This window comes from Methanosarcina siciliae T4/M, assembly GCF_000970085.1.
GTDB classification, from domain to species: Archaea; Halobacteriota; Methanosarcinia; order Methanosarcinales; family Methanosarcinaceae; genus Methanosarcina; species Methanosarcina siciliae.
Map to the genome: position 1 here is coordinate 4,124,118 of NZ_CP009506.1, position 19,328 is coordinate 4,143,445.

A 19,328-nucleotide genomic window follows, 5' to 3' on the forward strand; every position below is an offset into this window, starting at 1 on the left:
CCTTTCTTTCCGAATCAATTTTCTGAATCTGATAATCCAGGTTTAATTTTCCGGACATTATTGTCACCTTAATTCGGAAGCAGGGTCAGACAATCTCCAGATATTCAAGCATCAGAGCGTCCATGAGTTCATCTGTTTTAGTTTCGTTGGTGCCGTAGAGCTCAACGAAATAGTCCCTGATCCAGGGTTCGAGTTCCACGTCGGAAAAGCGCTCGGGATAAACGGCTTTTGCCTCGACCATCAGGTTGATCGGAAATTCGAGCCTTTCGGATTTGCAGGGTGTAGCTGTGAGAGAGTAAACTTCCCCTTCCCGGAGTGCCCGAAGTTCCTGGATGGTGCCGTACTGGGAATCTTCATAGAGCTGGCGCGGGGAGTGGTATCCGCTCCAGGTGCACAAAATGATCTTGTCCGGGTCAAGGGAGAGTATCTGCTCAGCGGAAACCATGTTCATGCCGGGTTCGGTATATGCGCTGCGGGAATTGATGATTCCTTCCATCATAGCCACCTCGGTTGATCCTGAGCCGAAAGCGTAACCTGCCCCACCTTTGTCCTTAGCCCATGTAGGAGCGCCGAAGTACAGCACCTTTTTTTGCTCCTCCTCAGGGATATCGGCCGTCCGACTTCGGATGAATTCTACACGCGAACTGACAGTCTCAACAATCTTTTCTGCTTCACCCTCTTTTCCAAAAACTTCACCCAGAAGCCTTATTTCTTCGTACATGGTTTCCACACTGGGTTCATCGTAACAGGAGGGATACTTCAGCACCACAACAGGGATATCCATCGCCTCTGTCTGGGAGATAAACTTCTCCGTATCCTCGTCCTGATCCCCAAGGTCCCGGAGAATGAGGAGATCAGGGTTGAGAGATGCGATTGTCTCCACGTTAGGAAGACCATAGGGGCCGCCGAAACCTCCCACATTCGTAACGTTGTCAAGCCCCGGGTTGAGGATTTTACCTATCCAGGTGTTCACCGTATAATCGGTACCGTTCCACACGTACTGGCCCATCTGAAGCGGTTTATCATACACGCTCCCTCCTACGATCCGGTCTTCTACCCCGAAGATGTACATCGTGGTATCAATTAACGACCTGCTGATGGCAATAACCCTTTGCGGTTCTGCGGGGATAACGACCTCCTCTCCCCGCATGTCGGTAACCGTGCGGTACTGTACCTGAGTGGCTGAATCAGAGCCCGAAGAAGCGGAACTGGAGAGGGAAGAATCCGAGAGATCGGAGCTTGGAGAAGTTTCCGCAGTGTCAGCACATCCCGAGACAAGAAGAGCTGTTAGGAGCACACTGAAGAGGATAAAAAAGGGCATTAAGCGCACTGGTCCACCTCCCACCAGAGCTTTACGCGCATCGAATTTCCGGAAAGAACGAATTCACCCCCTTCTTCCTTCAGGACAGAAGAGAGATATTCCCTGAGTATTTTTTCCTGGGCATCTGTCTCAACATGGTATTCCCGCTTGAAGTTCTCGACAGCTGCATCAAAGTCGGGGAATGTGCGGGTATACGACAACTGTAGCGTCTCCATATTCGGATAGATTCCCATGTCATAGAGGACATGGAAAAGCACGTCGGCCTTTGGCCCGGAACGATATTCCTGACCGTGCAGGGCTGGCCAGAGGTCAATCATCCACTGTTCCCAGGGGGAACTCCCCAAAAACCAGTAGAGACAAACACGCTTTGTTGCCAGTTTACACATCTTTTCCACGGCGGCACGGATGTCCGGCATTCCCAGGGAATATGAAGCAAATACGACGTCATAAGGGCCCGAAAGTTCTGCAGGGTCGATGTCTTCCCACCGTTTTGAAACGATCTCCAGGTTCTCAACCCCTTCTTTTTGGGCGAACTCCTTCATGACCTCGACCATGCCTGCAGCAGGTTCCACGGCAGTCACGTGGGCACAGAGGGAGGCAAGGGGCACTGCAAGGGTTCCAGGCCCGGCTCCGACATCAAGCACCCTGGAAGCAGGTCCTACTCCCAGATCGGAAAAGACCTTGGCAACTCTTTGAGGATTTTTGTTTGAACGCTCGAGAAATTCAAGGGCACTCTCCCGGGATTCCCATATTGATGCACATTCTTCTTTCCTTCTTCTGGAAAGGTTCTGCTCATGGAGGTCTTTCCAGACCTCGTTCCAGTCAATCTCGTGAATATCCATTTCTTTTTTCTCCTTCCGGACTCTGTATAACTTGGCTGCTGACCTTGAATTCGTGAGCAGCAATTGGATCATTGTCATTTCATCAGATCATCGTCATTTCTTCCGAAGCACTGCGGTCTCTGGCAGCAATGCATCGGGGCATAACCATCTGAGTGTCAGCCATTGACCGGACAGTACAGGTATTTTCGTAAATTCTGTCCAGCATCTCTTCGGTAATAACCTCCTTCGGCATTCCATTTGAGATGACAGCGCCATCAGCCATGACCACTACACGGTCACAGAACCACGCGACATGGTTAGGGTCGTGGCTGCAGGCAAGGATTGTTTTTCCCTCTTCTGCGATCTCACGCATAATTTCCCAGATATGCACCTGGTTCTGAAAATCGAGGGCCGAAGTGGGTTCGTCAAGAAACATTAGTGGTGTGTCCTGTGCAAGTGCACGGGCCATGAGCACCATCTGGCGTTGCCCGCCCGAGAGTTGATTATAGGGCCTTTTGGCAAGATCGGAAATCCCAACTCTTTTGAGGGCTTCGATCGCGATTTCTTTGTCATTCCTTTTGACGCCAAAGAAGCCTCCCAGGTGAGGAGTCCGGCCCATAAGGACCACTTCCCGGACCAGATATGGAAACGGCGGCTTATGCTCCTGGGGGACATAGGCAACCTTTTTAGCGAGGTCCGCAACCCTCATATCCCCCACATCGTACCCTTCCATCCGGACAGTCCCCCTGGGAAAGCGAAGAAACCTGAGGCAACACTTGAAAAGGGTGGTTTTTCCGCACCCGTTAGGTCCGAAAAGGCCGCAGAGTTCCCCTTCCCTTACCTTGAATGAAGCCCCCCGGAGTACCGGGTCACCCCCGTAGCTGAAATGAATATCGTTAACCTGAAGCATACATATCACCCGAAATATTACTCTAAATTCGAAATATTCCTCCAAACCCAAAATACCACCTAAAATCACCCGAATATTGCCTTACCCCTGTTTCTAAGCAGGTAGCAGAGATACGGAGCTCCCAGAATCGAAGTTATGATACCGACAGGGATCTCGGAACCTGTCATCGTCCGTGCAAGAGTATCGCATATGGTGACGTAGATCCCGCCCATCATCAGTGATGCCGGAATTACGAACCTGTTATCCGGCCCCAGGACCATCCGTGAAGCATGAGGCATCATCAGCCCTACCCAGGCAATTATCCCGACGTGAGAGACGGAAAACGCGGTGATCCCGGTAGCGACGACTATTACCACGAATTTGTAGAGCTCCGGATTGATCCCGAGATTGCGGGCTTCCTCATCCCCCATGGAAAGGATGTTGAGTTTCCAGGCAAGCGCCCACAGAATAAGAAATGCCGCAATCACCGCGGGGCTCAGGAGGAAGACGTCCTCCCATGTGGCGTAATAAAACCCGCCCATCAGCCAGAAAACAATTTCCCGGAGTTCAGTATCATTGGAAAAGTACTTCAGGAAGGAGACAAAGGCAGAAAATACCGATCCTATGATAACCCCGGCAAGGATCAGGGTAACGATGGGTGTTTCACCCCTGACCCGAGCTAGAAGGTAAGCCAGCGTTACGGCAAGCGCTCCAAAGAAGAATGCCGAAAGCTGGGTCGAGAAAAATATCGACGGGTAAACAATCGCCAGCGCTGCACCAAATGCCGAACCCGAGGAGACGCCCAGAATGTAAGGTTCCACAAGGGGGTTTCTAAAGACACTCTGAAAGACTGCTCCTGCAATTGCAAGCGCCCCTCCGACCGAAACAGTAAGGAGGATACGTGGAATACGTATATCCCAGATAATGGTAGAATGCAGGCTCTGCATTTCAGCCGGATTACCCAGCCCCAGGTGGATCAGGAGAGTGGCAAATATATCCTCCGGAGTGATCGGATAAGTCCCGCTCACCACAGACCCTAAAACCGTAGCTGCAAGCAGGAGTGCCAGTGCTGTAATAATGAAGATTTTATGCAACTCAGAAAAACCCTCAACTTCTTCCCACCCTATCCTTTTGAAAATATTATGCAGTTTCGTATATTCAAGCATCAATATACTGCTCCGGAAAATATGATATGCCCCTGGGTTGCGGGCTAAAATAACACATAAGAAAAAAGTATTCACATAGAATACCTTACTTTTTTAATTTAATTAATTATAATACATATATATTTCGTTTTTATTAACAAATAATCACAAGAATATGAAATTAAAAATTATCATATACGGAGAAGAAAGGGAGAGAAAAGGACAAAGGGAGACTCCCAGCTCAATCATGCAGCGTCCTACTTTCTTGGCCAGTAAATCCGGTTATGAAGAGAATAAACAACAACCCTAAAAAATAAACAGCAGTTATGAAGAGAATAAACAGCAACATTAGCTCTTAACTCCAGAGGAATGTAGACCGGGTTTAAAGAGTTGAAAACCGGAAAAAGAATAAAGACTGGAAAGTTGTTTCAAATAAATTTGAAATAGGAAATTTTATATAGGTTCTTTCAAATAGATTTGAAATAACAGGATAAAACTGGAAAATCCTCCCGGTGGAAAAAAATGACCCTTGATTATCTCACTTATCTCATATCAGTAGGGCTTCAGTCCGTGCAGGAGTACCTGGCGCTCCACGTTCTGATGTGCCTGGTGCCTGCCTTTTTCCTGGCGGGTGCGATTGCCTCCCTCTTTTCCAAGGAATCGGTACTTAAGTTTTTCGGAGCGGACGCCCCCAAATATGTATCTTATACGGTAGCTGCTGTTTCAGGCTGCCTGCTTGCGGTCTGCAGCTGCACGGTCCTTCCCCTTTTTGCAGGAATTTACAAGCGGGGAGCAGGTATAGGCCCTGCAACCACTTTTTTGTTTTCTGCCCCTGCAATCAATATCCTTGCAATTGTCTACACTGCAAAAATCCTGGGATATGACCTGGGAGCTGCCAGGGCTTTTGCGGCCGTACTCCTGTCCGTGCTTGTGGGCGTAATAATGTCCCTTGCCTATGAAAGGAAGGACACGGAAAGAAAGCCCATAAAAACCTTCGGAGAAGCAGAGCATAAACACAGTGTTCAACTTTTCATCCTGCTCATCGTTGTCCTCATAGCCCCCGAATTAATGTCCTCCTGGGGCTGGAAGTACACGTTCCAGATACTTGCATGGATTCCACTTATCGGACTTACCGCATATCTCTCATACAGGTGGTTTTCAAAAGAAGAAATCAACAGCTGGGTGGGAGAAACCTGGTTCCTGATAAAGCAGATTACTCCCCTGCTCCTGCTGGGAGTGTTCTTCGCAGGGATTGCGGTCGTGGTGCTCCCCAAAGAGTACGTAGCAGCTTTTGTGGGCGGAAACTCCCTGGCTTCAAACTTTATCTCTTCCATAGCAGGAGCCCTGATGTATTTCTCAACCCTCACGGAAGTTCCAATCATCAAAGCCCTGACCCTGCTTGGAATGGGAACAGGCCCTTCCCTGGCAATGCTCCTTGCAGGCCCCGCTCTCAGTCTTCCAAATATGATCGTAATCAACAGGATAATGGGCGTAAAAAAAGGCATGACCTACATCTGCCTTGTAGTTTTGATTGCAACTTTTTCAGGCTACGTTTTCGGGAGCATGTTCGCATGAAGGGAGTTCGGTCGATCAAATAAGATAGAGTCCTAATGAGTTTTAAATAACCATATAAAGCTACCATATTAACAGAATCAATTAACAGAATCAAATTAACAGAATCAAATTAACAGAATCAAGTAACGAGGTGAAACAAATGAGAATCGAAGTACTGGGCTCAGGTTGTGCAAAATGTAACAAAACCAAAGACCTTGCAGAAAAAGCCGTTAAAGAAACGGGCGTGGATGCGGAAATCGTCAAGGTAGAAGACTTTGACAAAATACTGGAATACGGGGTCATGGTCACCCCTGCCATTGTGATTGACGGCGATGTTAAAATAGCAGGCAAGGTCCCGAGTGTAGAAGACATCAAGAAATGGATTACAAAATAACAGACAACAAAACGACCTGGAAAAAACAATCGAAATTCAAATTGAAAATTAAAATTGAGAATCGAAATTGAGAATCAAAACAGATAATTAAAACCAGCTTAAGGTAGTGAAAAAAATGGCAGAAGAAACAAAATGTGCGTGTGGTTCGGCAAACGTGGCAATTTTCCCCTGTGTGGGAGCGGCAAATGTAGGCCAGCTTTCAAACAAAATCGCAATCGAACTCGAAAAACAGGGAATAGGAAACCTTATGTGTACCGTAGGTATAGGAGCTCGAGCTCCCGGACTCATGAAATCCGCTGAATCTTCCGACAGGATTATGACCATCGACGGCTGCCCGGTAAACTGCGCAACCAAAACAATGGAACTGGCAGGCTTCAAGGTTGACCGCCAGATAGTAATTTCCGACTTCGGAATTAAGAAAACAAAGGACAGAGACCTTAAGGACGAAGAGGTTGCTGAAGTCCTTGGAAAAGTTATGGAGATCTTGCAGTCTGAATAATCCCAACCTTTTTTCTTTTTTCATTTTCATCTTCTTCCTCATTTTCATCTTCTGTTAGAACTCACCAATTTTCCGGCAATCAAAGTTCAGAAAACTATATATCCAAACATATCATCATTCATTGATGTGAGTGATGAAGATAATGTACAGCTCTTCAAAGCCCTGAGTGAAGAAACAAGGTACAAAATCATTAAGGTCCTGCTGGAAGGAGAGCGCTGCGCCTGCGAGATCCCGAACCTCATAGGCAAGACCCAGTCCAACACCTCGATGCACCTGGCAAAGCTGCAGGACTGGGGCATCATCAAGGTCAGAAAGGATGGAAAAATGAGGCTTTATTCCATAGATAATGAAAAAATCCGGGAAATTTTGAGAATAGCGGAAGAATAAGTTTTATTTCAGTCCGTTAGTTTGTTTTGGCGCTTTTTTAGTAATTTAGCCCTTTTTGTCCGTCAGCCCATTTCCATTTCTTTGACCCTTTTATGGATCCTTACTATTTTTTAGTCCTTATTTCAGTTCCGTTCCAATAATCAGGCAACTCCCGCATCAATCCCGTCCCGCATATTAACTCCCACGTACCAAATCCCATACGAGCCCGTATGTGCCGGAAAAATCAAGATCGGGATTAATAACGGCAACAGTCACAGTCGCCCCTGCATGAAGGAAGAATGTTCTGGTTTCCTCTCTCTACTTCCCAGCATTCAAAGCAGAGCTTTACTGTACCAAGTTCTCTGTGCTTTACTTTCAGCAACGAATATTCATCTTTCCCGCAGATAGAGCATGTAGCCATTTTAGAACCTCAATTGAAATTTTCATTCCAGCTTACTGTGAAAGTCTCTTTTTGTGTTCATAATTATACCGGGTAAGGTATTGAACCCGACCTATTTTGAGATTTTGTTGTGATAGGAGATTCAGGTCCTGACTCAAGTTTTTTGTAAAAAGCTTCATCAAAGCGACAGGTTTATATCAAAGTTGCAGTATATCAATATATATTGATATGATTGGGTGAAACTGAGTATCCAAAATAAGCAAAAATAAACAGAAAGGAAAGAACTCAAAATGGCTGATATCTTTTATCCTCTACAATGGATTGCAGACAAACTGACATACGAGGTTTTCGGGATTGCACCCGCTACTCACCTTGCAGCCAGTGTCAACTTTATTATCTATGACGTGTTAAAAATCTTCGTCCTGCTTTCCGTGATGATTTTTGCGATCTCCTACCTCAGGACCTATATCACCCCGGAAAAAACCAGAAAGGTGCTCGGAGGTAAGAAAGGGCTTCGCTACCACCTGATAGCTTCCCTGATAGGAACGGTTTCTCCGTTCTGTTCATGTTCCTCAGTGCCCCTCTTTATCGGATTTGTGGAAGCAGGGGTTCCTCTCGGAGTAACTTTTTCCTTCCTGATTACCTCCCCTCTGGTAAACGAAGCTGCAGTAGCCGTCCTCTGGGCAACCCTTGGCTTGAAAGCAACTGCAATTTATGTAGTCTCAGGGATTGTACTCGGAGTATTCGGAGGTTATGTGATCGGCTTCCTGAAGCTGGAAAAGTACGTTGAAGAATTCGTCTACAAAATAAAAGTCGGAAAACAGGCATCCGAACAAGAAAAAATGACAGTAAAAGAGAGAGCCGGAACTGCTTTCGAAGGTGTTAAAGACATCGTAGGAAGAGTCTGGATTTACGTGATCATCGGAGTCAGCATTGGAGGAATCTTCCACGGGTATGCCCCTGAAGGCATCCTCGAAAAATATGCAGGAAAGGGTAACCTGCTTGCAGTGCCGATCGCTGTCCTGGTGGGCGTACCCCTCTACTCAAACGTTATGGGCATGATCCCCATTATGGAAAGCCTGATCGGAAAGGGGCTCCCCATAGGAACTTCACTGGCCTTCCTCATGTCGGTAACAGCCGTATCTTTGCCTGAAATGGTAATCCTCAAAAAGGTGTTGAAGAAAGAGTTGATTGCAATATTTGTTTCGATTGTGGGGCTTTCGATCATCTTTACGGGATACATGTTCAATATACTGCTGTAACGTCAAGGTTGAGTAACGCTAATGTTGTTCTGCCCGAAATCCTGAACTTCAAATTCTGAATTCTGACAATTAAAAACACTCAAAATGTTGATTAAGAAGAGAAATATATCCGAGAAATTGGAAAAAATCAGAAAGAAAAAAAGAAAACAAAATAAGGTGAAAAATATGAAGATTGAAATCCTTGGTACAGGCTGTGCAAAATGTAAGAAAACAAAGGAAGCTATCGAAAAAGTCCTTGCTGAAACCGGAAAGAAAGCCGAAGTAGTAAAAGTTGAGGACATTGAAACTATCCTGAACTACGGTGTGATGGTAACTCCTGCAGTCGTGGTCGATGGAGAAGTAAAAATAGCAGGCAAAGTCCCGGATGAAAAAGAAATCAAGAAATGGATTGAATAAAACTCCCGAGCCGGACGGACCTCGATTGTTAAAATTTTAGTATGAAGCCCGGACTTTGGGAAAGGCTTAATTAATAGCTTACCAGATAGCTGAATGTTGAAAGCAAAAACGAATTGAGGTACCCATATGACTGAAATCACTGTTAACTCCACAATATGCGACTTTACCCACAAACTCCGTGGGAGCATGAAAGGCGGAAACATTATTGTGGATATCGAAACTCCATGTGAAAAAATAAAGAAAATCTCGCATCTTGAAGTTCCCATGATGGAAACAATGGATATCAAGGATAACTATGTGATGGACAGGGCCAAAGAGGCAAAATGCTGTTCTAACTGCCTGGTACCCTGCGGGGTGCTTAACCTCTGCAAGCTGGAAAGCGGTTTTATAGCAAAGTCCCTGGCAAAAAAAGCAGGGAGCCTCAGTATCGATTTTGATGAAGTCTGAGATTTTTATGAGGATTAAGGATACGGCCCTGAACCCTTAAGATCTTGAAATATTGGGTAGAACCTTATTCTCAAACATTTTTTCGCATAAAAAAGATCTTTTTTGCAGACTGTTCTTCTTTTAAGAATCGTTCTCCTTTTGAAAATGCCATCCCATCTAAAAACAGTTCTTCTTTTTTTACTTCGGTGCATCAAGCTATTAGAGATAAAGACATAATTATAAACCGGAGTCAGCAGAAAGCTACAGGGTACGGAAAAGTTAGCCCTGAAAAGCAACTGGAGCGAAAGGGGGCTTTGTAAGCAGATGATAAGCACATTACTTGTTCCTGTGGATTTTACCATTGAAACGAAAGATTTGCTCGGCTGCATAGGGGAACTTAAAAATGCCGGCTTGAAGAAAGTTATCCTGCTGCATGTAGTTGACATACATAAAAGCCAGGGGCTTGCCCCTATGTTTGAACGGAATGCAAAGGAAAGGATTAAGGAGTATGCAAATTTTGCCAGGGAACTCGAACTTGAAATCGAAACTCTGGTAGTGATAGGAGACATCAGAAGGACGGTTACGGAGATCGCAGATCGGGAAGAGGTTGATGCGATAATAATGGGAGCCACCACTGAAGGCTTCATAAAGGGGAAGCTTCTCGGAAGAACTACGGAATATATAGCGCGCAGTTCAAAGAAAATATTGCTGGTTGAAAAGTATGAAGCTATGAAAGAAGGAAAAGAGGTTTATGAGAAGACTTGCAGAGCAACTTTCTCCAGGATTCTTGTGCCTCTCGACTTTTCAAAAGAGGCAATGGAGGCAATAGAACAGCTCCAAGAATTAAAAGGAATCGTGAAAGAAGTTCTGTTCCTGCATGTAATAGATGACATAAAAGACATGGACCTGCTGGATGAGCAGAGAGAAGAGGCAAAAGAAAGGCTCCGAAAAATAAAGGAACGGCTTGAAGGCATAAGAAGCCAGTACCTTGTCGTTGAAGGCATCCCGTCCGATGAGATAGTCAAGTTTGCCGACATAGAAGATATCACCCTGATCATGCTGACTGCCCGTGGAAAAGGAGCTTTAATGGACCTCCTGCTCGGGAGCACGGCAGAAAACGTACTCCGGAAAACCACAAAGCCCGTACTGATCATCCCTGCAAGCAAAGAATTAGAGGAAGAAGGGTGGGATGAAGGAGAAGCTTATGCCTGAAGGGGAGGAAGAAAGGGAACTTGATTTCTTCAGCAAATATCTCTCGGTCTGGGTTGCAGTCTGTATCATACTCGGAACTGCTATTGGTTACCTATTTCCAGGTTTTGCGGACGCCCTTGGAGGTATTGAGATTGCAAATGTCTCAATCCCCGTAGCAGTCGTGCTCCTTGTTATGATGTATCCCATCATGCTTAAGATTAATTTTGAAGAAATCCTGAACGTTGAGGCAAATTTAAAGCCCCTCTTTCTTACCCTTATCGTAAACTGGGCAATCAAGCCTTTTACAATGGCTTTTATGGCATGGCTTTTTATGCGCGTGATCTTTGAAGCCCTGATACCTGCTGACCTTCAGGCGCAGTATATCGCAGGGATGATCCTGCTCGGGCTTGCTCCCTGTACGGCTATGGTCCTGGTCTGGACTTACCTTGCAAGAGCCAATATAAACTATGCTTTGATTCAGGTTTCGGTAAACGACCTTATTATTCTGGTCCTGTTCGCTCCGCTGGGGAAGTTCCTTCTTGGGATCACGACCGACTTTCCTGTCCCTTTAATGACAATCTTCATCTCGGTCCTGTTTTATGTGGCAATTCCTCTCGGCCTTGCCTTACTGACGAGGCAGGTAGTGATAAGGAAAAAAGGCATTACCTGGTTTGAAGACCGGCTGATCCGAAAAATCCAGTGGGTTACCCCTGCAGGCCTTTTAATAACTCTGGTCCTTATTTTCATTTTCCAGGGAGACAATATCATAAATTACCCCCTGCATATTCTCCTGATCGCGATCCCTCTTGTACTGCAGACTTACCTGATCTTCGGGATCGGGTATGCAGGAGCAAAACACCTGAAGATTCCCTACAGGGAAGCCGCACCTTCAACCTTTATAGGTGCCAGTAATTTCTTTGAACTGGCGGTGGCAGTAGCTTTAATCCTGTTCGGAATGGAATCAGGGGCAGCTCTGGCAACCGTTGTGGGAGTCCTTGTGGAAGTGCCTGTCATGCTTTCCCTTGTGAAGATCATGGAAAGGAACAGGGAAAAATTCAGGTTCTGAAGAAGTTCTTATCAGAAAAAGAAGGAGAAAGGAAAAAGCAGAAAAGCAGAGATGAAGTTGATGAGTCGCTAACTGCTGAATCTGAACTTAAAGGTTCAGCTATTTCTCCGGTTCCGTCTTCAGTTCCCGCAGCAGCATCCTTTCTCTTTATCCAATTTCTCATTTCCGGACTTATCGGATTTTTTCTCTCCAAAGATGAGGTCATAAACGTTTTCACCGTAAATGTTTGTCCAGTTGAGTTGAGAGCCTCCGGCTATAAACATAGCAATAGCAATAGCTTCTGCAATCTCCTTTTTGCTTGCCCCGTTAGCAACAGCCCTCTGGGAGTGAACATCAACACAGTACTGGCAGCGCATAAGGACCGAAGAAGCGATGGCTATGAGTTCCTTGGTCTTGCGGTCAAGTTCTCCGCCCTCAAAGATAGAATCTCTCAGTTTTCCGAATGCTTCAGCAGTATCAGGCATTATTTCGTTCATGAATGGCATTTTATTCCACCACTTAATTCTACAGTCTCAGTTTATAAAACACAGGAAGTTATATATCAATTTTCATTGATATTCAAAGCGGGAATCGAAGAAGAAAAATAATAACAGAGAAATAGAAAAGCCCCCCTAAAGCAATCCGGAAAAATTGAAAGGAAATCGAAAAATCCGGGAAAATGCCAAAAAGATCCTGAATACCTATATCTGAAGGAGAAAAGTGTCACTGCACTTCAATTTATTATGGAGTCGATTTTAAAATCTATATACTACCTGATCCAATTGATGTATAGTGTAAAATGAAGTTCATCCATTGGGAATCAAAGAAAACGTAAGTGGCACACTTTTGAATATGTAGGGGGATCTGGCATGTATGACATAACAACCAGAACAAATCTGAAGTACGATGAAGCGATTGCAAAAGTAAAAAAAGAACTTGCAAAAGAAGGCTTTGGTGTTCTCACCGAGATCGATGTAAAAGAAACATTGAAGAAAAAACTGGATTACGACTTCACCGATTATATAATTCTTGGTGCCTGTAACCCACCATTTGCAAAAAATGCCCTCGAAGGTGACATGAACATAGGTCTATTGCTACCCTGTAATGTCATCGTGTATGCAGACGGTGATGAAACCGTTGTCTCAGCAATCAGGCCGAAGGAAATGTTCAAGCTTGTGGAAAACAAGGAACTGGTCGGAATCGCAGATGAAATTGAAGAAAAGCTTGAGAGGGTCATAGCAAATATATGAGCAGATATATGCCGGGAAAATTTCAAAGAATAGAGAGCGGTTAAAGAGTTCAGGCTCTATAAGAATCCGATTACTGGCCAATAACATAAAAGATGCTGAAACTATGATAAAACGGGTTCCGAGAATAACGGATCTAAAATGAGAATTTTGACTTAAAAAACGATTCAGTTTTGTCACCGACTCCGGACTGTACCCGTTTTTTTCGGTAGCGACAACTTGAAAGAATCGAATATCTGGGTTTTTAAGTTGTTTTTCTTTAACAGGGAAAGAAATTATCTAACAATCTTCTGGCATGAAAGTACTGGGATTTGAAAAATGCTTTCATGCCTTTGTATCTGTTATCTGAAGAATGTCATGTTTGTTTGGCATGAAAATATTTTGCCTTTCATTCCTTTGTGCTTACGATCTGAAGAATTTCATGCCTGTTTGATATGAAAATACTTTACCGTTCATTTATTGTGCCTGTTATTCAGAGAATTTCATGTACGTTTTTGATGAAAAAGGGAGGATGAAACTTCCTCCGGGTGGCAATTTTCATCATTTTATTAAGCAATAAGAAAAGATTCAGAGGATTTATATAAAGAAGCAAGTGTCTAATTAAAGTGTCTAATTAGATCAGAGATTTTCAAATCTAACTCGAGTCCTCTCGACCTTACTTTCACTATAAAAACCGAGAAAAATAATAAAAAGGAAATAGAAAAAACAAGAACATAATAGAGAACATAAAAGCAACACTAAAAAATTGCTTAGAAAAAACTCTTAGAGAAAAACATCAGGAGACAAGCAGTTGACAGAAATTACAGTAAACTCTACAATCTGCGGTTTTACACACAAAATTAGGGGGAGTATGAAAGGGGATAAGATTATTGTGGACATCGAAACCCCCTGTGAGAAAATAAAAAAGTTTTCGCATATGGAGATTCCCATGATGGAAACCCTGGATATCAAAAACAACTACGTGATCGATAGAGCGCAGGAAGCACAGTGTTCCTCAAACTGCCTGGTTCCCTGCGCCGTACTTAACCTCTGCAAGCTTGAAAGCGGGTTTATGGCAAAGTCCCTGGCAAAAAAAGCAGGAAGTGTCAGTATCGAATTCAATAATACCTGAACTTATAGATGAGTGGGGTCAGGCAACAAAAATCTGCCTGCAAACCACCAGCCTGCAAAAATACCTTGGAACTGCCATTAGTCTACAGGATAATCTTAATCTACGGGACAATCATACTCTTTATTACCACTATCCAGATACACACTGTAAATATGATTGTTTTTAACCCGGAAAGTAATCGATTTATCCTGCTCGAGTTTATAACTGAAAAACTGTTCTAAGGTATTATCGCAGACCCTGGTGTTATCTCCTGCACTTATATTTACATTTACCAGAGCGTCAAAGCCTTTTGTATGTGCTCTAAACACGAAAAAACTCTCTGTGTACTGTAAAATGTCAAAACTGGCATCATACGTATTGCGACCGATCCGATTGTACTCGAAAAACGATACTATGGTCATCTTATTTGAATTGTAGTTATCCACCCAGTTCTGGAATTTTGAGCAACTTATTGAGTATTTTATAGCTGGCTCCAGGTCGAGTTCGTGGGTGAAAGCCGGATAAACCATGCCTGCCCCGGATGCCGGCTCCCACCATGCCCAGGTATCATCATCCAGATTTCCAATATCTCTTTCCGCATGAATTCCCGAAGCTCCGTTTCTCCAGAACATCCCCAGATTTTCATATGCATAAATTGCGTGTGTAATATTGTCCCGGTTCCTCATGGAACACCAGCTTGTCGGCTTCCTTCCTATTTTTTCATAAACATATGAGTATCCTTCATCCATTACTTTACAGGCCTGCTCATGAGGAAGGCTGTTTAATTCTTCAGAATAGTGTACTCCTGCATCCCAGGAATTATTAACAACCAGCTTGCGCAGGTATTCAAGGTCTGAATCACTGCACTGCTCAAGAAGCTCTATATCAAACCAGATTGTGCCTCTGTTGTCTTTGCTGTTGAGGTAGCGTATACCCTTCTCAGTAGTATTTCTTACATGAGGCCCGTCAAGCCCGAAAGGAACAAGAGTGCGGTCTCCAATTGCGGTTATGAATTTTCGGTCTGCCCTTTGGCTTATGCGGTATATATTGACATGAAGGTATCTTCCTTTTCCAGTGAGAAAAGAGGTGAACTTGAGATACCCGTTAGAAAAATCAATATATGGAAGCCTTTGCCTCTCAAAATTATAAAAAGGAGTCACGATATATTTTCCATCTTTTGCGAATATGGTGTTTGTCTTGCTGCATCCGTCAAACATAATTTCAAAATCCAGCTTCTCGGCGGCATCCCCCAGGAATATGATTTCAGACCCTATATCACCGGAAGAGCTTTCAAAATAACTTTTTAATATAGTCCCGTCATTTATCTCCTGAATTACCAGCTTTGAACCCGGGCTGTTAAGTTCAACAAAACTGTGAAGATTGTCCATTTTTATATCCATTGAGATATGATAAGTACATTTAACCATCGGGGTAAACCCGCAGATGTAGAGCGACCCCGTTTGTCTTGACTGTCCCTGGTAGTGAATGGGTGTAAAAGAAGCAGCTTCACAGAACCTGTGGAGATCTGGAGATTTCAGTAAGTGTTCCGTGCACCTATTTATTCCAGAACCGAAAACAGAATATGTAACCGGAAGCAAACCGCAGAGGGATAAAACGGGGGCTTTTGTAGTTTTATACACCAGTCCTTTTGGAAAATCGTTAAAAAGAACCTGCGTTTCCAGCGTCCCGAAAATTGCTGAATATAGCCGGTCATAAGGCCTATTCCCTTGAAGTTTGGCCATAAATACGTTATTCGGAATACTGTCATTTTTAGAGTAATCCTGTGAAAACATGGTTATACTACCCTGACCAATATTTTCAGGATTTTCGGGATCAACTGTGATAGGGGAAATATCAGTTCCTCCAATACAGAACAAGTAATGAATATCGGGAAGAAATCATTTTATTCAATCGAATATACCTGTGCTCAATAACATAATGTAACCCCTTATTACTCACACATAATGTAACCCCTTATTACTCACACATAATGTAACCCCTTATTACTCACGAGACATTATTGCATGGTACTTGTATTCATAATACATGGACTGAACATACTCCATCTTAAACCCATGTTTATTTGCAATGCTTTCTATTATACAGGGTTTATGAGTATATCCAAGAATATCTCTCGGGCGATTATTTAAGCTCGCAGATACAACACTGAAAGTTTCAAAGCCTATTTTGCAAAAGATTTTCCAGCACCCAAAATTTCGTGATAAGTATCCTATCCTCCATAGCGGATATAAGCGAGGGTTAAGTAAGTCAAAAAGGACTATTTTACCTTCCTTATTAAGGTACTCTGATGCATTGGAAATAAAATTATCGACTTCTTCATCTGTGAGGTACTGGATCACTCCGGCTGCAGTAATTCGGTCAAAAGAAGAATCAAGCTTTTCCCAAACCGTTTCATCATCAGCAAGGATTAAAGTTATATTTTCACACTTTCTGGCCCTGATTCTTTTGCTTGCCTCATCAAGCATTGATTCAGAAAAATCGGCACCCACCAGCTTTTCATATTCGAGCGCATAATAAACCAGAAGCTCCCCGGCCCCGCAACCGAAGTCAAGAAGTGTTTTCCCTCCATCCAGATGGAAGAGTTTTTCCCTGGCTTCTCTGGAAATGAACTCCTCAGCCGAAGACCTGTGTCCACCGCTTCTCTTACCTGTAAAGAATTCTTCCCAGACAGATTTTTGTTTCGACATGCTTTTTATACCCCCAGTCCTGCTTGAATTGTACCTTTTCTCCAGACAAGCAGAGCCTTACAATGTATAATTTTTAATTTTTAAGCTCATAGGTTTGTGATTTCAAGATGATAAGAGAACTAAGATGATAAAAGATAATAAGGAATTAATTTCACACATTTGTACTTAAATATTTATATCTTTCGAATTAAAAATGCTTCTTTTTTTAGGCTCTCAAATTAGCTCTAAAATTCCTTGATCTAATTTGATATTTGTTTTTTAGAAGTATCTCCCAAATGAATTCTTTTCTCCAATCTTATTTTGTGTATGTTCTAACAATCGTAATATGTGCCTTATCCATTTTACACCCATAATGAGGAGTGGAATCAATCTTAGCTTCCTTTGCTGATGAGAGTTTGAGAAATATTTCACCTAACAACATCATGATATCATTGACTCCTTCCTCTCCAAACCTATATTTCACAAAATGATGAAGTGTTCCACCAGAAGGAAGTTTTATATGGCCAGTTTCGTCATAGAAAGATAGCAGGATAGCTTCTTCCTCTGTTAAGGAAGAAATAGTCTTGTCAAAGGAAAGATTCCTAAAACATTTCACAATAAAGAGTTTTGTCATAGAAGAAACACTGTATTTAAAGTACCAACTTTTGTTGGTATAAAAAGTACGTTCTACGTGCTTTGCAATATCGTCAATGCAGAGAAAATACAGGAATTGGCAAATTGAGGTACTTTCTCTGTTCAGATAATTATCAAGCGAATCCTCAAAGAGAACTCCTTTACACACCCTGAGTTTCTTTCCAATTAAACGGGCAATTTTTATTGTATTTAAGGTTACTGCTATTGGAAAAAACAAATTCGAAGATCAGACTTAAGTGCACATTTCGAACCCCTGCCATTATAGGCAAATAATGCATGATTTCAGGTTATTTTGTTGACTTTATGTCAGCAAAATAATCCGTTTATGCAGTAACTTAACACAAGAGTGCCAGGGTTCGAAATGTGCATTTAAGGAAAAATGGTCATGGCTTACTTTGATAAGCCAGACAGTTCAGGCCTCAGAAGCTACCAAAATGGTTCTGGTAAACCATAAAAAAGCCGACTCCCAGAATTATAAGGCCTGCAACTTTTTTTAACGGAAAACCATATTTTGAAACTTTCTGGAGCCTTGTGGAAGAAAAACGTGCAGAGTAAGCAACAAGAAGCATTGGAATGGAAAAGCCGATGGAATAGATGAAGAGCATCAGCGCCCCGTAAGTAATTTCGCCTGAAACCGCAACCATTGTGAGGATAGAACCAAGTACGGAGCCCACACATGGAAGCCAGACAATCCCGAGAGAGAGGCCAAGCAAAAGGCCTCCGAAAAGCCCATCTTTCCTGGAATTTGCAAGTGAAGAAAAATTTCCAAAAAAATTGAAAATATTGAGGTCGAAAAGTAGTGAAATCCCCATCGTGATCAAAAGGGCTTCGGCAAAAATATAAAGAAAATCGAGATAAGCCGTCAGTGTTGCTCCGAATATGGAAGTAACTATCCCCATGCTTGTAAAAGAAAGAGACAGCCCTGATACGATCGCAAGGGGCCTGAACTTTCCTTTCTCAGTTGAGTAAGCAAAAACTGCCGGAATTACGGGAAGAATGCACGGTGAGAGTACGCTGACGACTCCTGCAAAGAAAGCGGCAACCGGAAAAAAGCCGGAAAACATATATTCACCCCACTATATTTCGGGATTCAATAGCTTCCTCAAGAGTCTCTGAAAGAGTTTCTTTATCGGCAACACCCAGGAATCTTGCGTTCGCTCTTTCCGAACTTTTGCTCCCGTCCGGCCGCATGTACATGTATTTACCATCCTCGATTCCTGTAATAATACAGGTGTCTGGAATAACTCTTACCCCGAACGTTGTTGCAAACTCAGGTTGTTCCTTTACATCAATAAGCATAATTGAAGCAGAATCCTGATACATCGGAAGAAGCTCTGCAAGCACCTCTTCCTGCTCTTGACATGGAATACAGCCTTTAGACCCAAGTTTCAGCACAACAGGGCCTTTTGTGAGGGCTTCGTCAATCTGGTTCAGATTCGTAACCTCGACCATCCCTGCTTCACTATCGGAATTATTCACGTCCTCTGTAACTTCAACGAGCTCTGCCTCATTGCCGGAATCATCAACATCCGTGCAACCTGAGCTGAAGAGAAGAAAACAAAAAATCACCAAAATAAAAAACGGTTTTTTCAAAAAGAACGGAAGCGAAGAAGAAACTCGTTCTTTGTCCTTTATTTTGTGCAGTCGTTTCATTATAATTCTCCAAAAGATGCAGGTTTTTTAATAAAAAACAATAAACGGCACGTATCAGACCAAAATATTGATACCGTCAATGTTAACAGTGTTATAAATATATTACCCGAATCACACCGACGCCAAATAATATAAAAAGTTTATCACCAATAAAACGATATTGTGCTTAAAAATTATGCAATCATCAGGGGAATTCCGGCACCATTTGTTCAACAAATCTATTCTGGTTCTACAGTTGAGTTCATGATCCACATATATATTAAACTGTAATATAGATATCAAGAAACC

22 protein-coding genes are annotated in these 19,328 nt (G+C 43.1%); 11 read left to right on the forward strand and 11 right to left on the reverse strand.

Annotation, left to right across the window (positions count from 1 at the left end):
* Positions 1–85 precede the first annotated feature (85 nt).
* The 4 genes from MSSIT_RS17275 to MSSIT_RS17290 all read right to left on the reverse strand — a co-directional run bounded on the left by MSSIT_RS17275 (position 86) and on the right by MSSIT_RS17290 (position 4,197).
* Positions 86–1,321, reverse strand: coding sequence for an ABC transporter substrate-binding protein (locus MSSIT_RS17275; protein ID WP_082089056.1), 1,236 nt, complete (start codon positions 1,319–1,321; stop codon positions 86–88).
* Positions 1,321–2,163, reverse strand: coding sequence for a class I SAM-dependent methyltransferase (locus MSSIT_RS17280; RefSeq protein WP_048175027.1), 843 nt, complete (start codon positions 2,161–2,163; stop codon positions 1,321–1,323). Before MSSIT_RS17280 ends, MSSIT_RS17275 begins: the two co-directional genes overlap by 1 nt.
* Before the next feature lie 82 nt (positions 2,164–2,245).
* Positions 2,246–3,052: an ABC transporter ATP-binding protein gene (locus tag MSSIT_RS17285; RefSeq protein WP_048173750.1), complete on the reverse strand. Its 807-nt coding sequence runs from the start codon at positions 3,050–3,052 to the stop codon at positions 2,246–2,248.
* Positions 3,053–3,117: 65 nt separating this feature from the next.
* On the reverse strand, positions 3,118–4,197 hold the full coding sequence (locus MSSIT_RS17290; protein WP_048173751.1) for a FecCD family ABC transporter permease: 1,080 nt from the start codon (positions 4,195–4,197) through the stop codon (positions 3,118–3,120).
* A 501-nt stretch (positions 4,198–4,698) separates the two neighbouring features.
* Here MSSIT_RS17290 and MSSIT_RS17295 point away from each other — a divergent pair.
* From MSSIT_RS17295 to MSSIT_RS17310, 4 genes are all read left to right on the forward strand, one after another.
* Complete coding sequence (locus MSSIT_RS17295; protein WP_048173752.1) at positions 4,699–5,751, forward strand: permease; 1,053 nt, start codon at positions 4,699–4,701, stop codon at positions 5,749–5,751.
* A gap of 139 nt (positions 5,752–5,890) precedes the next feature.
* The gene (locus MSSIT_RS17300) at positions 5,891–6,124 is read left to right on the forward strand and encodes a thioredoxin family protein (RefSeq protein WP_048173753.1); all 234 of its coding nucleotides are present in this window, start codon (positions 5,891–5,893) and stop codon (positions 6,122–6,124) included.
* Positions 6,125–6,239: 115 nt separating this feature from the next.
* The gene (locus MSSIT_RS17305; RefSeq protein WP_048173754.1) at positions 6,240–6,623 is read left to right on the forward strand and encodes a putative zinc-binding protein; all 384 of its coding nucleotides are present in this window, start codon (positions 6,240–6,242) and stop codon (positions 6,621–6,623) included.
* A 126-nt stretch (positions 6,624–6,749) separates the two neighbouring features.
* On the forward strand, positions 6,750–7,010 hold the full coding sequence (locus tag MSSIT_RS17310; RefSeq protein ID WP_187151797.1) for an ArsR/SmtB family transcription factor: 261 nt from the start codon (positions 6,750–6,752) through the stop codon (positions 7,008–7,010).
* A 235-nt stretch (positions 7,011–7,245) separates the two neighbouring features.
* Here MSSIT_RS17310 and MSSIT_RS24355 read toward each other — a convergent pair whose 3' ends face one another.
* A complete protein-coding gene (locus MSSIT_RS24355) occupies positions 7,246–7,410 on the reverse strand; it encodes a hypothetical protein (protein ID WP_197080295.1) in 165 nt (54 codons plus the stop codon).
* Between the two features lie 269 nt (positions 7,411–7,679).
* Here MSSIT_RS24355 and MSSIT_RS17315 point away from each other — a divergent pair, with 269 nt between their 5' ends.
* The 5 genes from MSSIT_RS17315 to arsB all read left to right on the forward strand — a co-directional run bounded on the left by MSSIT_RS17315 (position 7,680) and on the right by arsB (position 11,730).
* A complete protein-coding gene (locus MSSIT_RS17315) occupies positions 7,680–8,651 on the forward strand; it encodes a permease (protein ID WP_048173756.1) in 972 nt (323 codons plus the stop codon).
* A 165-nt stretch (positions 8,652–8,816) separates the two neighbouring features.
* Positions 8,817–9,047 (forward strand): thioredoxin family protein, encoded by a 231-nt coding sequence (locus tag MSSIT_RS17320; protein ID WP_048175029.1) that lies wholly within the window; start codon positions 8,817–8,819, stop codon positions 9,045–9,047.
* Positions 9,048–9,173: 126 nt separating this feature from the next.
* Entirely contained in the window at positions 9,174–9,494 is a 321-nt protein-coding gene (locus MSSIT_RS17325; RefSeq protein ID WP_048173757.1) for a DUF6951 family protein, read from the forward strand.
* A gap of 303 nt (positions 9,495–9,797) precedes the next feature.
* The gene (locus tag MSSIT_RS17330) at positions 9,798–10,685 is read left to right on the forward strand and encodes a universal stress protein (protein WP_048173758.1); all 888 of its coding nucleotides are present in this window, start codon (positions 9,798–9,800) and stop codon (positions 10,683–10,685) included.
* Positions 10,678–11,730 carry an ACR3 family arsenite efflux transporter gene (gene arsB / locus MSSIT_RS17335; protein WP_048173759.1) on the forward strand — a complete coding sequence of 351 codons (1,053 nt, stop codon included), beginning with the start codon at positions 10,678–10,680 and terminating at the stop codon, positions 11,728–11,730. The genes MSSIT_RS17330 and arsB overlap by 8 nt, the downstream gene beginning before the upstream one ends.
* A gap of 119 nt (positions 11,731–11,849) precedes the next feature.
* On the opposite strand, the gene MSSIT_RS17340 is transcribed toward arsB, so the two are convergent.
* Complete coding sequence (locus MSSIT_RS17340) at positions 11,850–12,215, reverse strand: carboxymuconolactone decarboxylase family protein (protein ID WP_048173760.1); 366 nt, start codon at positions 12,213–12,215, stop codon at positions 11,850–11,852.
* 363 nt (positions 12,216–12,578) lie between these two features.
* On the opposite strand from MSSIT_RS17340, the gene MSSIT_RS17345 reads away from it, so the two are divergent.
* Both MSSIT_RS17345 and MSSIT_RS17350 read left to right on the forward strand, forming a co-directional pair.
* Positions 12,579–12,959 (forward strand): DUF302 domain-containing protein, encoded by a 381-nt coding sequence (locus MSSIT_RS17345; protein WP_048173761.1) that lies wholly within the window; start codon positions 12,579–12,581, stop codon positions 12,957–12,959.
* A 787-nt stretch (positions 12,960–13,746) separates the two neighbouring features.
* Positions 13,747–14,067 carry a DUF6951 family protein gene (locus tag MSSIT_RS17350; protein ID WP_048173762.1) on the forward strand — a complete coding sequence of 107 codons (321 nt, stop codon included), beginning with the start codon at positions 13,747–13,749 and terminating at the stop codon, positions 14,065–14,067.
* A 95-nt stretch (positions 14,068–14,162) separates the two neighbouring features.
* Here MSSIT_RS17350 and MSSIT_RS17355 read toward each other — a convergent pair whose 3' ends face one another.
* From MSSIT_RS17355 to MSSIT_RS17375, 5 genes are all read right to left on the reverse strand, one after another.
* Positions 14,163–15,686: a hypothetical protein gene (locus tag MSSIT_RS17355; RefSeq protein ID WP_231589955.1), complete on the reverse strand. Its 1,524-nt coding sequence runs from the start codon at positions 15,684–15,686 to the stop codon at positions 14,163–14,165.
* A gap of 363 nt (positions 15,687–16,049) precedes the next feature.
* On the reverse strand, positions 16,050–16,754 hold the full coding sequence (locus MSSIT_RS17360; protein WP_048173763.1) for a class I SAM-dependent methyltransferase: 705 nt from the start codon (positions 16,752–16,754) through the stop codon (positions 16,050–16,052).
* A 295-nt stretch (positions 16,755–17,049) separates the two neighbouring features.
* A complete protein-coding gene (locus tag MSSIT_RS17365; RefSeq protein WP_394296897.1) occupies positions 17,050–17,604 on the reverse strand; it encodes a hypothetical protein in 555 nt (184 codons plus the stop codon).
* Between the two features lie 202 nt (positions 17,605–17,806).
* Entirely contained in the window at positions 17,807–18,451 is a 645-nt protein-coding gene (locus MSSIT_RS17370; RefSeq protein ID WP_048173764.1) for a cytochrome c biogenesis CcdA family protein, read from the reverse strand.
* Between the two features lie 4 nt (positions 18,452–18,455).
* Entirely contained in the window at positions 18,456–19,040 is a 585-nt protein-coding gene (locus MSSIT_RS17375; RefSeq protein WP_048173765.1) for a thioredoxin family protein, read from the reverse strand.
* Positions 19,041–19,328 lie beyond the last annotated feature (288 nt).

Coding starts and splice junctions, on each gene's coding strand:
- MSSIT_RS17275 (WP_082089056.1), bottom strand. CDS start 1,321: ATGCCCTTTTTTATCCTCTTCAGTGTGCTCCTAACAGCTCTTCTTGTC.
- MSSIT_RS17280 (WP_048175027.1), bottom strand. CDS start 2,163: ATGGATATTCACGAGATTGACTGGAACGAGGTCTGGAAAGACCTCCAT.
- MSSIT_RS17285 (WP_048173750.1), bottom strand. CDS start 3,052: ATGCTTCAGGTTAACGATATTCATTTCAGCTACGGGGGTGACCCGGTA.
- MSSIT_RS17290 (WP_048173751.1), bottom strand. CDS start 4,197: ATGCTTGAATATACGAAACTGCATAATATTTTCAAAAGGATAGGGTGG.
- MSSIT_RS17295 (WP_048173752.1), top strand. CDS start 4,699: ATGACCCTTGATTATCTCACTTATCTCATATCAGTAGGGCTTCAGTCC.
- MSSIT_RS17300 (WP_048173753.1), top strand. CDS start 5,891: ATGAGAATCGAAGTACTGGGCTCAGGTTGTGCAAAATGTAACAAAACC.
- MSSIT_RS17305 (WP_048173754.1), top strand. CDS start 6,240: ATGGCAGAAGAAACAAAATGTGCGTGTGGTTCGGCAAACGTGGCAATT.
- MSSIT_RS24355 (WP_197080295.1), bottom strand. CDS start 7,410: ATGGCTACATGCTCTATCTGCGGGAAAGATGAATATTCGTTGCTGAAA.
- MSSIT_RS17315 (WP_048173756.1), top strand. CDS start 7,680: ATGGCTGATATCTTTTATCCTCTACAATGGATTGCAGACAAACTGACA.
- MSSIT_RS17320 (WP_048175029.1), top strand. CDS start 8,817: ATGAAGATTGAAATCCTTGGTACAGGCTGTGCAAAATGTAAGAAAACA.
- MSSIT_RS17325 (WP_048173757.1), top strand. CDS start 9,174: ATGACTGAAATCACTGTTAACTCCACAATATGCGACTTTACCCACAAA.
- MSSIT_RS17330 (WP_048173758.1), top strand. CDS start 9,798: ATGATAAGCACATTACTTGTTCCTGTGGATTTTACCATTGAAACGAAA.
- arsB (WP_048173759.1), top strand. CDS start 10,678: ATGCCTGAAGGGGAGGAAGAAAGGGAACTTGATTTCTTCAGCAAATAT.
- MSSIT_RS17340 (WP_048173760.1), bottom strand. CDS start 12,215: ATGCCATTCATGAACGAAATAATGCCTGATACTGCTGAAGCATTCGGA.
- MSSIT_RS17345 (WP_048173761.1), top strand. CDS start 12,579: ATGTATGACATAACAACCAGAACAAATCTGAAGTACGATGAAGCGATT.
- MSSIT_RS17360 (WP_048173763.1), bottom strand. CDS start 16,754: ATGTCGAAACAAAAATCTGTCTGGGAAGAATTCTTTACAGGTAAGAGA.
- MSSIT_RS17370 (WP_048173764.1), bottom strand. CDS start 18,451: ATGTTTTCCGGCTTTTTTCCGGTTGCCGCTTTCTTTGCAGGAGTCGTC.
- MSSIT_RS17375 (WP_048173765.1), bottom strand. CDS start 19,040: ATGAAACGACTGCACAAAATAAAGGACAAAGAACGAGTTTCTTCTTCG.